Source organism: Mycolicibacterium aubagnense, assembly GCF_010730955.1.
In the GTDB taxonomy this organism is placed as follows: Bacteria; Actinomycetota; Actinomycetes; order Mycobacteriales; family Mycobacteriaceae; genus Mycobacterium; species Mycobacterium aubagnense.
Map to the genome: position 1 here is coordinate 2,335,098 of NZ_AP022577.1, position 14,419 is coordinate 2,349,516.

Consider the following 14,419-nt stretch of genomic DNA (forward strand, 5'->3'; position numbering starts at 1 on the left):
GCCGGGCTAATCCAGTCGGCGCTGCACGAGGGTCACGACGCCGAGGAGCACGCCGGCAACCAACCAGCCCACCACGGCGATCGACCCGGCCGGGATGACCGCGAGCGACGCGTTGCGGTTCTGTACCCGCACCAGGTCCGGGTTGCTGCGGTCGTATTCGACATAGATGCGCATCCCGGTCTCCAGCTCAGACGGGTACAGCACGCCGAGCTCGGGCCGGTAGGTCACGCGGTCCGGCGTCACGAACTCGATGGTGGAGCGCCGCGGACCCGCGGACAGCACTTCGGCGGCCGCGGTGCCCATGTTGTGCTCGATCTGCTGGTCGTTGCGCCACGCACCGAGCATCAGCAGCACCGATTGCAGGGTCACCAGGCACGCCATGATCACGATGCCGATCCGGACCCGACGGAGAATGCACTGCGACCGCGTCTCCTCGCAGTTGCCGACGAGAAACGGAATCGCCTTGTCCCACAAGGCACTGACCCTGCCGGTCAGGCCCGCCCAGATCATTCGGCGGCCTTGATCGCCGCCCGTATCGAAGCGTGGAGCGACCGCAGCGTGGAGCGATCGGCCTTGACCTCCAGCACGCGCATGCCTTCGAACGGTTCGCGCAGCGCGGCGGCCAGCCCGTCGGCCTCAACCTGACGGCATTCGACGTGGTACGCCCGGCACAAGGCGGCGATGTCGACGTCGTGCGGCGTGCCGAAGATGCGCTGCGACACGTCGGAGAACCGGGGATCGCCCTGCTCCAGCAACTCGAAGATGCCGCCGCCGTTGTCGTTGGAGACCACGATGGTCAGCGCCTTCGGCATCGGCTCGGTGGGGCCGATCAGCAGACCTGAGCTGTCGTGGACGAAGGTCAGGTCACCGATGAGCGCGACGGTCCGGCCGGAGGTGTGGGCCAGGGCGGCGCCGATCGCGGTGGAGACGGTGCCGTCGATACCGGCGACACCGCGGTTGGACCGCACCGAGATGCCGTGCGCGTTCAATCCCACCAGCGCGGCGTCGCGCACTGGATTGGAGGCGCCGAGCACCAGCTGGTCGCCGTCCTGCAGGCCGTCGGCGACCGCGGCCGCAACGTGCAGGCCGGTGGTCAGCTCGTAGGCGGCGAGCTGTTCGCGGACCGCATGCTCCGCGCGGGCGTTGGCGTCGGCGCAGCGGCGCAGCCAGTCCGGGTCCGGCGTGCCGGAGGTGATGGCCCGGGTGCCGGTGGCCTGCGAATTGCCGGACACATCGGGCCAGCGCGGCCCGGTGGTCAGGGCGTAGACGGGCACCGACGGGTCAGCGAGCAGCGCCGACACCGGACGGTGCAGGGTGGGCCGGCCCAGCATGATCACCTGGTGCGGCCTGACCAGCGACAGCGCCAGCGGGTGCAGCGGGTTGTCGGCCGGCGGCGCGGTCGGTTCGGCGACGGTCGGCAGGTGCGCCAGGTTCTCATGACGGCCCGCGCCGTGGCCAGCGATGACGACGGTGTCGGCCGTCAGGTCGATCTCGAGCGGCTGGTCGAACGTGACGGGCGGCGTGTAGGTCCACGGCCGGCCGTCGGGACGGCCTTCGGGTGCGTACGCGGCGTCGTCTGCTCCGTCTTCGGCGTCAGGTACCAACGGCTCCCGCAGCGGGATGTCGAACTGCACAGGTCCGGCGTTGGCAGTGCGAGAACCCTTGGCCGCCACCAGAACTCGACACGTCGCCGACCGCCACTGAGCATTGGACGCGGCCACGTCGGCCGTCGCCTCGGCCAGACCCAGGCTGATGGTCGCCCGCACCTGATTGCCGAAATAGCCCAGCTGCTCCATGGTCTGGTTGGCGCCGGTGCCGAGTAGTTCGTAGGGCCGGTTGGCACTCAGCACGATCAGCGGCACCCGGGCGTAGTTGGCTTCGATGACCGCCGGCCCGAGGTTGGCCACCGCGGTGCCCGACGTCATCGCGATGCAGACCGGCGAGCCCGCCGACACCGCCAGGCCGACGGCCAGGTAGCCCGCGGTGCGCTCGTCGATGCGCACGTGCAGCCGCAGCCGGCCGGCCCGGTCGGCGTCGGCCAGGGCGAACGCCAGTGGGGCGTTACGTGAGCCGGGGCACAGCACCACATCGCGGACGCCGCCGCGAATCAGTTCGTCGACGACGACCCGCGCCTGAATCGTCGACGGGTTCATTGCTACAGCGTGTCACAGGGCCTAACCGGTCGGCCCCGCCGACGTCGGGTTGGCGGCGAAGAATTCCAGCACGGCGGCGTTCACCACATCGGGACGCTCGATGAAGCCGAGGTGGCCGGCGTCGGGGATCTCCAGGTAGCGGCCCAGCGGGATGGCGTCGGCCACCTCCTTGGACAGGTGCGGCGGCAGCACGACGTCATCGGCGAAACCGATCACCTGCACCGGCACCGCGATCTGCCGGTAGGCCGGCAGCCGGTTGGTTTCCGGCGCAACGGCCAGCTGGGCGCGCAGGCCCGGTGTGGCCTTGGTCGGCCACATGGTGAACATCTCGATCCAGTCCTGCACGGCGCGGTCGTCGTTCAGGGTCTTCGGTGAAAAGTTCTCCAGCAGACGGTTTTTCGCGTCCACCTCGGGCGGCAGCTCGATGCCCGCGGCCAGCAGCGCCCGCTCTGCCTCCCGGAAGAAGGTGCGGGCGCGGTCCTCGCGGCCACGCGTGGCCATCAGCACCGCCGAGGACACCAGCTCGGGGCGGGCGACCATGAGCTCCTGGGCGATGAACGACCCCATCGACACCCCGACGACGCGCACCGGGCCGCCGACGACCTTGTTGATCAACGCGGCGGTGTCCGCGACCACCTGGTCGGTGGAGAAGCCGATGGCGTTCTCGGTGGCGCCGATGCCACGGTTGTCGAAGGTGATGCAGCGGAAGCCGGCCCGCTGGAACGCCGGCACCTGATGGAGGTGCCAGGTGCGGCCCGCGCCGCCCCGTCCTGCGATGAACAGCACCGGCTCGCCGGTACCGCCGCGGTCGTCGAATGCCAGATTCACCCGGCCGAGGTTACTGGACCCGGGATTTGTGCACGATTCTCCGCGGCCGGCGCGGAAAATCGTGCACAAATCCCGAGGTCAGCGGCGGGAACGGACGCGCTTGAGGGCCTGGTCCCACAACAGCGCCGTGGTGGCCTTGAGCTGTGCGGGTTTGAGCAGCTCGCGGGACATCAGCGCGGTCGCGCCGGCCTTGGTGGCGGCCGAGGCCTTGGACATGTGCCCGGAGTCGAACGGCGGTTGCGGGTCGTATTCCATGGACAGCTGGATGGCTTTGGCCTTGTCTTCGCCGGCGATCTGCGCCGCAAGCCACAGGCCCAGGTCGATGCCCGCGGAGACGCCCGCACAGGTGACGATGTGGTCCCCGGCGGGCACGATCCGCTCGTCGGTGACGGGTTCGACGCCGAAGGTGCGCAGCAGTTGCACGGCCGCCCAGTGTGACGTCGCACGTTTGCCGGTGAGCAGACCCGCCGAAGCCAGGATGACGGACCCCGAGCAGACGGACGCCGTCCAGGTGGTGGTCCGGTGGGCCCGCCGGAGCCAGTCGAGCACCTTCTCGTCACGCGCGTGCTCCAAGGTGCTGAACCCGCCCGGGACGAGAACGATGTCGGGGGCCGGGGTTTCGTCGAAGGTATGGGTGATCCCGACGAGCAGGACCCCGGAGTCTGCGACCACCGGACCGACCTCGTGCCAGACGAAGCGGATCTCGGCATCGGGCAGATACCGCAGCGATTCATACGGCCCAACGAAGTCGAGCGCGGTGAAACCGGGATAGACGACGATCGCGATCTGCATATGTTCTCCTTTTTGGACGGGTTTGTGACGAGGGACGGGTTAGGCGAAGGACTTTCGGTATAGATCTGGTGAGACGCCGACGCGGCGGGAGAAATTGCGACGCAGCGTCTCTGCGCTTCCGAAACCGCATCGGGCCGCGATCACACCCACCGTGTCGTCTGTTTCGGTCAGCTGGCGCCGGGCGGCGTCGGTACGGATCCGTTCGACGTAGACTCCCGGCGGCTCTCCGACCTGCTCGGTGAACACCCTGGTGAAATGCCGCGGACTCATCGCCGCACGCCGCGCCAGGTCCGGAATGCGATGTGCGGCACCCGGTTCGGCTTCGATGGCCTCTTGTACCTCGCGGATCGGCTCTCGCTTTGCCCGCGGCATCCACACGGGCGGGGCGAATTGGGTCTGACCACCGGTCCGGCGCAGGTGCAGCACAAACCAACGGGCCACCGTCTGAGCCACTTCGGTGCCGTAGTCGTCTTCGACCAGGTTCAGGGCCAGATCGATGCCGGCGGTGATCCCGGCGGCGGTCCACACCCGATCGGAACTACGCAGGAAAATCGGGTCGGGATCGACCATGACGCGGGGGAATTCGCGTGCCAGGTGTTCCGCCGAGGCCCAATGGGTGGTGGCGCGGCAGCCGTCGAGCAGGCCGGCCTCGGCGAGCAGGAAAGCGCCGGAACACACACTGACCATCCGGCGGACATTCGGCGCCACTGCACGAATCCAATTGATGACCGCGGGGTCCTTGCGGGCGGCTTCGATACCGAAACCGCCCGGGATGATCACCGTATCGATCGGGCCGCTCGGGTCGGGTGCCGCCGCCGCGACGAATTCCAGGCCGGTCAGCGTGCTGATGGGCCCGGAACCCACCGACACCAGGCTGACCTCGTAGCCGCCATGCTGCTGTTGCGCGGCCAGCTGCAGCGCAGCGCCGGTGAACACGTCGTGGGGTCCGACGATGTCCATGGCCTGGACCCCGGCGAAACCCAGAATCACGACAGATCGCGTCACACCTCCATGGTGCGACGCCGGCACCATGGCGTCTACGCCATGGTGCCCACAAATCAGGACAGCGTCGTCAGCGCGATGCGATGCGGCCGAAGAGCTGCTGCCACCATCCGCGTGCCGCCGGGGCCTCTTCGACAGGTGCGCCGGCACGGGGTTCTGCGCCGTAACCGGCCTCCCGCACGACGGCGCACAGCTCGTCGACGCTGATATCGCCTGCGGTCTCTATCGTGGCCGTCTTGGTGGCAATACTGACTTTTGCGCGCACCCCGTCGACCTTGTTGAGCGCCCGCTGTACGCGGCCGGAACACATTCCACACGTCATACCGGTGATGTCGAGATAGATCGGGTGAGCACCCGGCACCTCGCTGCGGGGCTGAGCCAGATCAGTCAACGTCGTTCCTCACAATCCGGAGCGGACTACGCCCCTGGTATCCAGTCGTCGGCAGGTCCCGTTCAGTTCCCAACCGCCACTCCGTCGGGCGCCAGGACGGCACGAAGCGGCTCCGGCATGCTCACCGTCTCGGTGAGAGACTCGAAGTCGATGTCGACGGTCGGATACTCCGCCAGATATTCGGCGTAGGTGCGGCCCCGCAGCCGCGTGCCCAATCCGATCCACGCGTCGATCACCGCCCATCGCGACGGATTCTGCTGCGCCCACGCGCTCCGGTCCAACCGGTCCTTCCATTCGACGGTGTCGATCGCGTCGAAACCGAAGCTGCCGAGAAACTCGGTGTAGTGCACCTTTTCACCGCGCAGCACCGTCATGCCGCGGCCCAACTCCACCGCCGGGGACAGTGCGGGAAGCAGTCCGAGGATGCCGTGTGCGGCGGCCACGCTGGTGGTGACCTCTTCGACCAACGGCACGATCGGACACCGCCCCAGGGCCGTGCAGGCGTCGAGAATCGACACCAGGATGTCGGAGGATCGCTCGAGTTGACGAACGTCGCCGAGCACTCGCGGCAGCCGCACCACCGTGAAATCCAATTCATCCGGGGTATGCCCAACAGCCAACTCCGCCAACGATTTCGACGCGGCATAGGGGTACGGCGCGAAGCGTGGGTCGGTCACCCGGCCCGCTGTCGCGTCGGCGTTCACCACGAAGGTCGACAGGTGGACCAAGCGGGCGCCATGTCGCACACACGCCTTGGTGATCTGCGACACCGCATCGACATTCGCAGTGCGAAGTTCGCGATACGGCACCAGCACGTTGGTGTTGCCGATGCAGTTCACCACCGTGCCGGCACCGACGTCCTGCAGCAGGGCGCCGAGGTCGGCGGCGTCGAACCCGCCAGGCAGGCGAACGACCTTGACGCCCGCGAGTGAGCTCAGGTCGGTCCATGGACCATGTTGAGGCACCGGCGATCTCGTCGCGAAGACCACGTCAGGACGCCAGCGACCCTGTCGTGTCAGGTCGACGATGGCCCGCGCCATCCCCGTAGCCACAATGCCCGACGAACCGAGGATCACGATCGGCTGGGCACCACTACCGATCGGAAGTCGACGGACGCCCGGCGCGGCGCCGTGATCCGGCCGCGTCAGTGCCGCGAAATCGTCGGCGATCTCGGCAGCGGTGGTCCCATCCATCCAGGTATCGCCGGCCGGCCGGTATTCGACCACGTTGGCAGCGGTGTCGGCGCTGATCAGGTCGAGGACCGAAAGCTGCCAATTCAGGAATTCCCGGGTCGCCGGCAGGATCCGAATGAGTTCGAGCGAACCGATGCCCTCGTCGAGCAGCGACGACCCCGGCCCGATGGACCGGCCCAGCAGTCGACCCCAGATGTCGGCGAGGCTCGCGGCCCGGACGCCGGAATCACCCGAACCCGGCCGATGCGCCGACAGCTGCTTATTCACAACCAATTTCGCACGATCAACCTTGCCACTCGGCATGCGCGGAATCGTCGGTAAACCGTCCACCGCGAACGACGGCACCCCCAGAGCTCTCGCGATGTCGCGGATTCGTGCGCGCACGACGGGGTCGTCGGTGGCGGTGCGGGTCAGCGCGGTCTGGAACCAGATGCCCAGACCGGCGCCGGCGGGCTCGACGGCGAGATCGATCACCTCGGGGTCCGACGCAATCCGGCGCATCAAGTCAGCGGTGTCCACCCTCTGGCCCGCGATCTTGACCACCGCGTCGCGCCGTCCGGCGAACACCGGGAAGCCGGCGACATCGCGGGTGACGCGGTCGGCGGTGGCGAATGCCCGCTGCCGTTGGCCCCCAACGTCGTACACCGTCCCGAAACTGGGGTTGTCCATGCCGAGATACCCCGCCGACACCAACTCGCCGGCGACGACCACTTCACCGAACCCGACGAACACCGAGCCCGGCACCAGTGGGTGGCCCAGCCTGGACGTGGTCTGCGACTCCAGGCTCCGCTCGCCGGCAGTGATCGGCAGGTGCGTGACGACCACGGTGGTCTCCGTCGGACCATACGTCGAGACGAGCGATATCCCCTGGGTCGCAGGAGAATCCAACCACTTGGCGACGGCGGTGGCGCGAATCGGTTCCCCACCGACGATCACCTGGCGCAGCGCTGATCCACCCAGCGCGGCCACTGCGGCGCTGTCGTCACACAGCAGGTGCCAGATCGCGGTGGGCAGGTCGAGAACGGTTGCGATATTGGCCGCCACATCGCGCGTCAGAGCTGACAGGTCTCCGGTCCGCATCGCGGGGGACCGCACCACCCTGGCCCCGCTGCTGACCGAAACGAATACCTCTTCCACACTGATGTCCGAGGTCAGCGGGGCGCACTGCAGAACGGTGTCTGCGGGCCCCCAGCCATACGCCGCGCGGGCCGCAGCGCAGAAGACCGCCAACGAACCGTGGGTCACCAGCACCAGTTTGGGTTCGCCCGTCGAACCGGACGTCGGCATGACATACGCCGGCCTGGTTGCCAGTTGGTTGTCACGGGTGACGTGCGCGATCCGCTCTTCGACGAGCCCTCGTAGCCGCTCGTCCAGCTCGGGCAACGTCGCGGCGACGTCGATGACGCACGCAGCCGTATCACCCGGTGCGCCGATGGTGTCGGCCCGCGTACTCACCTCGTCCGCCGTCGCACAGACGCTGTAGCCGCAGCCCGCCAGATGACACGCGACCAACAACTCGATGGCACACTGGGATTCGTCGTCGGCGAACACCAGTACAGCACCCGGCGCTGCGCCAACCCGGACGATCTCGGCCACCCAGCGGTCGACGCCGGGGCTCCGGCACTGCCACCGGTCCACAGCCGCATCCAAGAACCAAGCCTGTGCCGCAAGGGGTTCGGTCCGAGGCACCTCGCCCGCGGCCTGCAGACTCCCGTCGGCCGCCAGCCCGAACCAGTCGTCGACGGTCAGCGCGATCGGATCATCCCAGTGCGAGGCCATCGACGTGAGCGCGGCGACAATGCGCTCGGCAGTTCCGGACTTGGCAGTGGGCCCGGCCGCGTCGATTCGATTCCAGATCGCGAAGTCGAGCGTGTGTTGATCTTCGTCGTGGACGCAGGCCACGGTCATTCCCTCGACCGGGCCGATATCGGTCACCACCGGTGGTTCGGACAGATACGGACCCAGCTCGACCGCGCAACGGCCGCGCATGAAGTTCACCGTCAGCGCCTCGACGTGGGTGCTCCGATTGATCGCCAGATACATTCGGCGATAACGCTCTTCACGAAACCAGCGGCGCCGCACCGCTTTGACGTAGCCGCGGTCCAGCGCCGCAACCACGTCGGCCACCGAGGCGAACGCCGAGAACCGCACCGGTTGAACGACCGAGTTGACCAGGCATGTCGCGACATTCAGATCCGGTTCGCCGAACCGGTTGTCGACCGGGTACACGAGCAGGGTCTGGGTGTTCTGTCGCAGACTGGCGTGCACCGCCACCGCGGCGGCGGACACCAGGACGTTGAGTGGCACCTGCCGGGCCTCGGCGAGAGCGATGATGGTGTCGTAGGCCTGGCCGGCCACCCGCAGTGATTCCTGCAGCACGCCCCGGCCCGCCGTGCCCGGTATCGCATCATCGGCGCTGCCGGCGGTAGCGCCGCGCTGCGCCTCCTCGGCGAGTTCGGCCTGCACTGCCGCGCCGAATCGCTCGGTTGACTGTTCGACCTTCGACCGCTCGTAGCGGTGGGCCTGAGCCAGCGCATCCACATCGACTGCGGCAGCCGCCTTCTGACCGGAATCTCCCAGGTGTCGCGCCAGCTCGGCCTCGATGACCACCGTCGCCCCACCGTCCAGCAGGAGGTGGTGCGTGTGTACCTCCATGGCCACCACTCGCATGTCGGCGTCCGTGTGCACGGTGTAGCGCACCAATGGGGTGGACAGAATTCCTGCCGACCAGGTGTCCTCGAGACGTTGCGGTTCTTCGCCGCCGGACTCCTGGATGCGAATGACGTCGTCGCACTGCAGCCGGGGTGCCAGCATGGGGTAGGCGTCCCCAGCATCGGCCGGCGTGAGAACGCACAACTGGATGGGGTTGCCCAGTATCGTTGCCCTCAGCGCAGGCAGAAATGCCGACAGCACCACCGGGCGGAAACGGTAGGTCTTGCCGGTCAGGTACAACGCCGGATCGGGATCCTGCAGGACGCCGTGGTAGATGTTCTGCTGCGAGGTGCTCAGCATGAGTCGATCGACACGACCATTGTCAGTCGTTGTCACAAAGGACCTTCCAGCACCCGCACCCAACCGGCGATCGACAGATCATCCGCCAGCCGCGCCGGCAGGTCCGATTCCCGGTCGACCCCCAGCTGTTTCATCAACAACACGAACCGAACAGAATCGAGGCCGAGTTCACGCATATCGGTGGCGTCGCCGTCGAACAAATCGGATTCGTCGATGTAGAGCACGTCCGAAACCGCCGCCAGCACGCGCGCGCGGATTCCCTCAGCCATGAACCGCGGCAGTCAGGGAGGCGCGAATGACCTTGCCGGACTGCGTCCTCGGAATCTCGGAGACGATGACGATCGACGACGGCCGCGCCATCGATTCCGACTCGGACCGGTAGCGCGCCGCGATCGCCCGCTTGAGCTTTCTCATTCCGGTCTCGTCGAGCTCTACCACCGGTACCACCGCCAGCCCGATGAGCGCACCGAATTCGTCGTCGGGTATCTCGTAACAGGCTGCGGCACCCACACCCGGAACACTCTCGGCGATCCTGTCGACCTCATCGGGGGCGACATTGACACCGCCGGAAATGATCATCTCCGACGACCGGCCCTTGATGTAGAAGAAGCCGTCGTCGCCGCGTTCGAACAGATCGCCGGTGTTCACCCACCCGTCGACCAGAACCTCTGCGGTCCGTTCTGGGTTTTTCCAGTACCCCACCATGTTTGCCGGTGATTTGATCCACAACGTGCCGGCGGCGGCGGACTCCACCCCGGCTGTCGGCGGCGTGCGGCCGTCACCGTCGGACAGGTGAGCCTCGACCCCCGGATAGGGCCGGCCGACCGCGCCCGCCTCGATCCTGGCGATCGATCCCTCCGCAGTCGGCAGACACATTGCCGTACAGCCGGTTTCGCTCAGTCCGAAGACCTGCGCGGTATGAATTCCTGCCGCCTCCAGGAATTGCACGTCGGCGGCGATGGCGCGTGATCCGCCGTAGCCGACCATCCGCAGCGGCGGTAACACCGCGCCGGCCTTCACCTCGGTGACCAGTCGCGTCAACAGCGTGGGCACCAGGCAGGTCGAGGCGATCCGGTTCGCCGTCAGTATCTCGATCAGCGACGTCGAGTTCTCTCCCCCGGTGACACATTCGCTGCCCTGCATCAAGCAGTTCAGAATCCACCAGAGTCCGCCGATGTGGGTGGCCGGCAGTGGCGAGTATGTCGATTCGCCTGCCACCCAACTGATCCAGTTCAAGTTCTCGCGCGCCAGAATGTCCGCCACGGCGAAGAAGGTGCGGTTGGCCAAGAGCACGGCTTTCGGCTCGCCCGTGGTGCCGCTGGTGAAGATCATCGCCAGTGGGTCCTCGGCGCCGAGCTCGGACCGGAGTTCTGACGATCCGGCGTCGGCCGAGTCCGTTGTCTCGGACCTGATTTCCACCGCGAGCATCGGAACCTGCTGCAACGACTCGGGCAGCGCCGATGATTCGATACCCGGCGGCAGCAGCACCGCGCCAGGTTCGGTGACCTGACCGAATCGATCGACGGTGGCCGCCGGCATGTTTCGGTCGACCATCACCGCGATCGCCCCCAGTTCGGCGCAGGCCAACACCGAGATATAGGTCTCGGGACCATTGTCCGAAACCACCAACACCCGGGTGCCCCGAGCCACCCCATGTGCGCCGAGGTCGGCGGCAAGGCGGCCCACCTCGGTGATCAGCTGCCGGTATCGGACCGCGCTGGTTCCGTCGCAGCGCCGCAACGCAATTGCCTCGGGTCGCTCGCCGGCCTGTGCGACGATGCGCGCGAGCACGGTGGCTGGCTGGTCAGACATTACTGGTTGCTCCCCTGTCGGTGCGTCACGGAATGTTGAGCACCGCGAGTTCGAACTCGCCGAACGCCGATCCGCCGTCTTCGTCGAAATACTCGATGGCACAAGGCACTTTCAGGTACCGCCAGGTCCGCTCAACGATCTCGAGATCCTTGCACACCAACCGCGCGGAGAATTTCTGCGCATTGATCGGCCGCTTGTATCGCGACGACGTCGCCCGGATCAACATGCTGGGCAGCTGATGTTCGAAGTACTGCTCGAGGGACCAACCACGCATCCCCGCCACCTCGCCACGCTCGACGGCGGGCGCGAAGGCGCTGTAGGCGAGCTGGTTGAAACAGAGCACCAGTTCGACCGCATTGAAATGCCCGGTGCTGCGGATGTAGACCGGCTCGGGAATGCTGAAGTTCCCGACCGCCACCATCGAGTCGTCGGTCGCTCGATACTGCGCGTCGATCAGATAGCGACATCCCTTGTAGGAGTACGGCTCCAAGACTCGGGCGAGGAGATCCTCGGCGATGGGAGAGATTTCCTCGGCCACCGGATCCACCACGACATCCGACGTCAGATCAATGGTGCTCATGCGGCGTGTCCCGGGGTGGTCAGACCGTCCAACATGGTCAGGCGGTACGTGGTCAAGGTGCCAGAAGCGGTGCCGTGCTTGGCGCGGTGCATCAGAACCCGGTTGTCCCACAAGATGATGTCGCCCACCTCGTAGTGCTGGGTATGGATGAACGGCGAGGCGAACTCGGGATCGAGCTGGCCGGAGTCCGTCAACAGCTCCTGCAGCACGTCCGGCTCGAGCAGGTTGCCGTCGGCGTCCTCGATCTGACTGGTTCCCGTCGAGCAGATGTAGAGGATCTCCTGGTCGGTGTACGGGTGCCTGATCACGGTCGGCCACTTGATCGGCGGCGTGGTGCGGTTGATCTCGTCCCATACCTCGCCGATCGGCTTGTACACGTAGCCGGGCCGAATCTTGATGTGCCGCCGTGGATCATGGGTGCTGAACGTGCCGCGCACGGGGTCCTGCCGAGCTGCCGGAAGTGACTCCCAGACCTGGTTGAGGTCGATGAAGTACGTCCCGCGATCAGTGCCCGGTACCGCCAGCGGCATGACCATGGAGAAGGCAAACGGTTCGGGCATGAACATGTAGTCGATATGCCAGAAAGCACCGGTCCGGGGCACGCCCTGTCCCTCTTCTGTGGAGGACACAAAGATCTCCGGGTGATCCTTATGGTGGTAGACCGGCTCGTAGTAGGTGACGATCTCACCGAGAATTCTCCCGAGTTCGATGAACTGCTCGGGCGACGGGTTGACGTCCTTGAGGATGACCAGTTTGTTGTCGTAGACGATCCGGCGAAGTTCGTCGGTGGAGATACCGGCTAGGTTGTCCGGGTCGATCCCGGTCACTTGTGCCCCGAGCCCCACGCCCTTGACATTGAGAGTCATCGACTCGCCTCTCTTCATTGACATCGTCGTTCGGTGGAGCCGCAGAAGCGTTGCAGCGCTTGGCAAAAACACTTCCCACTCCACAGCACCAGTCGGGCCGGAGCGCGAAAAAGTTCCCGGTCGCCGACGATCGAACCGCTACTCTTCGGTAACCCCGTCGCCGGAGTTCCAGGTGTTCGGCAGCAGCGGGACCGATGCGTTCATGCCCGCCGGCGATCGCTCGACCAACCCCGCGGGCGCGAATCCAGTTGCCGACCGAGCGCCGGAGAAGCCGATGGGCCCGGCCCCCTGACCGCCCGCCGAGATGCCTGCACTGTGCTGCGGAGCCGGTTCAGCGGCCGCGCCATCCATGTCCAGGTATTCGAACCGGTAGCCGTGCCCGCGGCTTCGGGTGCCGCGGGCACGCCGAGCTCGACGTCCGGCGCCGACCACCGCGGGGGCGGCGGCCGCGGCGGCCGCCGGATTCACTGCGGAATCAGGTGTCTCCGCATCGAATTTCGGGCCGGCGCCCACCGCAGGTGGTTCCGGGCCGAGAACGGCGTAACTGACGACAGGCGCGGTACCCGCCGCCGGCGGAGCCGCCGACGCGGCTTGAGGTGCCGGAGTGGAGCTGGGCACGCCACCGGCCGCTGCGATCGGCGGTGCCGTCGCGACAGCCGAGTCAGTCTTCGGCGTGGCGTGTGTTGCGGACACCGGCTGAACCGGATCGGGGACCGGAGTCGTTGCGGCCAAAGGGATCTTGTTCAGCAACGCGAGCGCGCCCAGTGCGCTCAGTGCGGGCGCGAAGAAGGGCGCCAGTAACAGCAGATAGGACGCGTAGTACGGATACCAGAGCACGTCGTACAGCCATAGCGCCACGAAGGCGAGCACCGCGGCCGTGGCGGGGCTGAACCCCAGTTGTTGGAAGAAGTACTGGAAGTCCTCGAGCAGCTGCTCGACCTGACCCGCCCCGCCCAGTTGCTGGATGAACGTCGCGATGTCACTGAGCAGTTCGCCGGGCGAGGTCGGCGGGTTCAACAGCAGGCCCTGGGGCTGGACGTCGGCCTTGAGGATATCCGGGGCCGGCTGGGCCACCGGAACCGCCGCCAGCGCGGTCTGCGAAACAGCCTGGTAGCCGGTCATCGTCTCGGCCGCCTGCACCCACATCCGGACGTAGTCCGCCTCGTTGAGCGCGATGGGGATGGTGTTGACGCCAAAGAAGTTGGTGGCCACCAATACCCCGTTGACAGCGTGGTTGGCAGCCAATTCGGCCGGCGACGGCATGATCGCCAGAGCGGTGCTGTAGGCCGCGGCAACGGTTTCGTGCTGTGCGGCCGAGAGCGCGCTGCTCACCGCCGACTGTTCAAGCCAGGCCAGGTAGGGCAGGTGCGCAGCCAGATACTGTGCGGCGCTTGGCCCCTCCCAGGCGCCTGCCTGGACATTGCCGAGGATCGCCGTCAGTTCGACAGCAGCCTGCTGGTATTGCGCGCTGAGCTGTTGCCACTGAGCAGCGGCGGCAAGCAACGAACCAGGGCCCGGGCCGGCACTCAGCAGCGCCGAGTGGACCTCTGGCGGTAACGCCATCCAGATGGGCGCAGTCACGGCTACTTCTCCTCGCGTGGTGCGATGCGCCGACTCGCCGTCGAGGGCGCGACGGCACGGGTACAGACGGCGACTGACAAGCACCCTCGATCTTGTAGTCGGCCGCTGCGCCGAAAAGTTCCGATGGCAGCACTTCGTTTCGAAATCACCACGACACAAGGGTTATTCGGCCAGCGGGTGGGCTGCCCGCCCGAGGCGGCTGACATCAC

The 14,419-nt window shown here is 66.9% G+C and carries 12 protein-coding genes; all 12 read right to left on the reverse strand.

Going from position 1 to position 14,419, the window contains the following annotated elements; genetic code table 11:
* Nucleotides 1–6: 6 nt before the first annotated feature.
* Complete coding sequence (locus G6N59_RS11565) at nucleotides 7–510, reverse strand: DUF3592 domain-containing protein (RefSeq protein WP_138232398.1); 504 nt, start codon at nucleotides 508–510, stop codon at nucleotides 7–9.
* Nucleotides 507–2,153 (reverse strand): 2-succinyl-5-enolpyruvyl-6-hydroxy-3-cyclohexene-1-carboxylic-acid synthase, encoded by a 1,647-nt coding sequence (menD, locus tag G6N59_RS11570; protein ID WP_138232399.1) that lies wholly within the window; start codon nucleotides 2,151–2,153, stop codon nucleotides 507–509. Before menD ends, G6N59_RS11565 begins: the two co-directional genes overlap by 4 nt.
* 21 nt (nucleotides 2,154–2,174) lie before the next feature.
* Nucleotides 2,175–2,981 (reverse strand): alpha/beta fold hydrolase, encoded by an 807-nt coding sequence (locus G6N59_RS11575; RefSeq protein WP_138232400.1) that lies wholly within the window; start codon nucleotides 2,979–2,981, stop codon nucleotides 2,175–2,177.
* Between the two features lie 78 nt (nucleotides 2,982–3,059).
* Nucleotides 3,060–3,773: a DJ-1/PfpI family protein gene (locus tag G6N59_RS11580; protein ID WP_138232401.1), complete on the reverse strand. Its 714-nt coding sequence runs from the start codon at nucleotides 3,771–3,773 to the stop codon at nucleotides 3,060–3,062.
* A 39-nt stretch (nucleotides 3,774–3,812) separates the two neighbouring features.
* Nucleotides 3,813–4,778 (reverse strand): GlxA family transcriptional regulator, encoded by a 966-nt coding sequence (locus tag G6N59_RS11585; protein ID WP_234884403.1) that lies wholly within the window; start codon nucleotides 4,776–4,778, stop codon nucleotides 3,813–3,815.
* 67 nt (nucleotides 4,779–4,845) lie between these two features.
* Nucleotides 4,846–5,166 (reverse strand): heavy-metal-associated domain-containing protein, encoded by a 321-nt coding sequence (locus G6N59_RS11590; protein WP_234884404.1) that lies wholly within the window; start codon nucleotides 5,164–5,166, stop codon nucleotides 4,846–4,848.
* Nucleotides 5,167–5,228: 62 nt separating this feature from the next.
* Complete coding sequence (locus tag G6N59_RS11595) at nucleotides 5,229–9,407, reverse strand: AMP-binding protein (RefSeq protein ID WP_234884405.1); 4,179 nt, start codon at nucleotides 9,405–9,407, stop codon at nucleotides 5,229–5,231.
* Nucleotides 9,404–9,628: an acyl carrier protein gene (locus G6N59_RS11600; protein ID WP_138232524.1), complete on the reverse strand. Its 225-nt coding sequence runs from the start codon at nucleotides 9,626–9,628 to the stop codon at nucleotides 9,404–9,406. Before G6N59_RS11600 ends, G6N59_RS11595 begins: the two co-directional genes overlap by 4 nt.
* 4 nt (nucleotides 9,629–9,632) lie before the next feature.
* Entirely contained in the window at nucleotides 9,633–11,183 is a 1,551-nt protein-coding gene (fadD10, locus tag G6N59_RS11605) for a fatty acid--CoA ligase FadD10 (protein ID WP_138232403.1), read from the reverse strand.
* 25 nt (nucleotides 11,184–11,208) lie between these two features.
* Entirely contained in the window at nucleotides 11,209–11,763 is a 555-nt protein-coding gene (locus G6N59_RS11610; protein WP_138232404.1) for an FcoT family thioesterase, read from the reverse strand.
* Nucleotides 11,760–12,629, reverse strand: coding sequence for a (3R)-3-[(carboxymethyl)amino]fatty acid oxygenase/decarboxylase (gene scoE / locus G6N59_RS11615; RefSeq protein ID WP_138232405.1), 870 nt, complete (start codon nucleotides 12,627–12,629; stop codon nucleotides 11,760–11,762). The genes G6N59_RS11610 and scoE overlap by 4 nt, the downstream gene beginning before the upstream one ends.
* Before the next feature lie 138 nt (nucleotides 12,630–12,767).
* Nucleotides 12,768–14,192 carry a PPE family protein gene (locus tag G6N59_RS11620; protein WP_138232525.1) on the reverse strand — a complete coding sequence of 475 codons (1,425 nt, stop codon included), beginning with the start codon at nucleotides 14,190–14,192 and terminating at the stop codon, nucleotides 12,768–12,770.
* Nucleotides 14,193–14,419: the final 227 nt, after the last annotated feature.

Coding starts and splice junctions, on each gene's coding strand:
- scoE (WP_138232405.1), bottom strand. CDS start 12,629: ATGACTCTCAATGTCAAGGGCGTGGGGCTCGGGGCACAAGTGACCGGG.
- menD (WP_138232399.1), bottom strand. CDS start 2,153: ATGAACCCGTCGACGATTCAGGCGCGGGTCGTCGTCGACGAACTGATT.
- G6N59_RS11620 (WP_138232525.1), bottom strand. CDS start 14,192: ATGGCGTTACCGCCAGAGGTCCACTCGGCGCTGCTGAGTGCCGGCCCG.
- G6N59_RS11580 (WP_138232401.1), bottom strand. CDS start 3,773: ATGCAGATCGCGATCGTCGTCTATCCCGGTTTCACCGCGCTCGACTTC.
- G6N59_RS11565 (WP_138232398.1), bottom strand. CDS start 510: ATGATCTGGGCGGGCCTGACCGGCAGGGTCAGTGCCTTGTGGGACAAG.
- G6N59_RS11610 (WP_138232404.1), bottom strand. CDS start 11,763: ATGAGCACCATTGATCTGACGTCGGATGTCGTGGTGGATCCGGTGGCC.
- fadD10 (WP_138232403.1), bottom strand. CDS start 11,183: ATGTCTGACCAGCCAGCCACCGTGCTCGCGCGCATCGTCGCACAGGCC.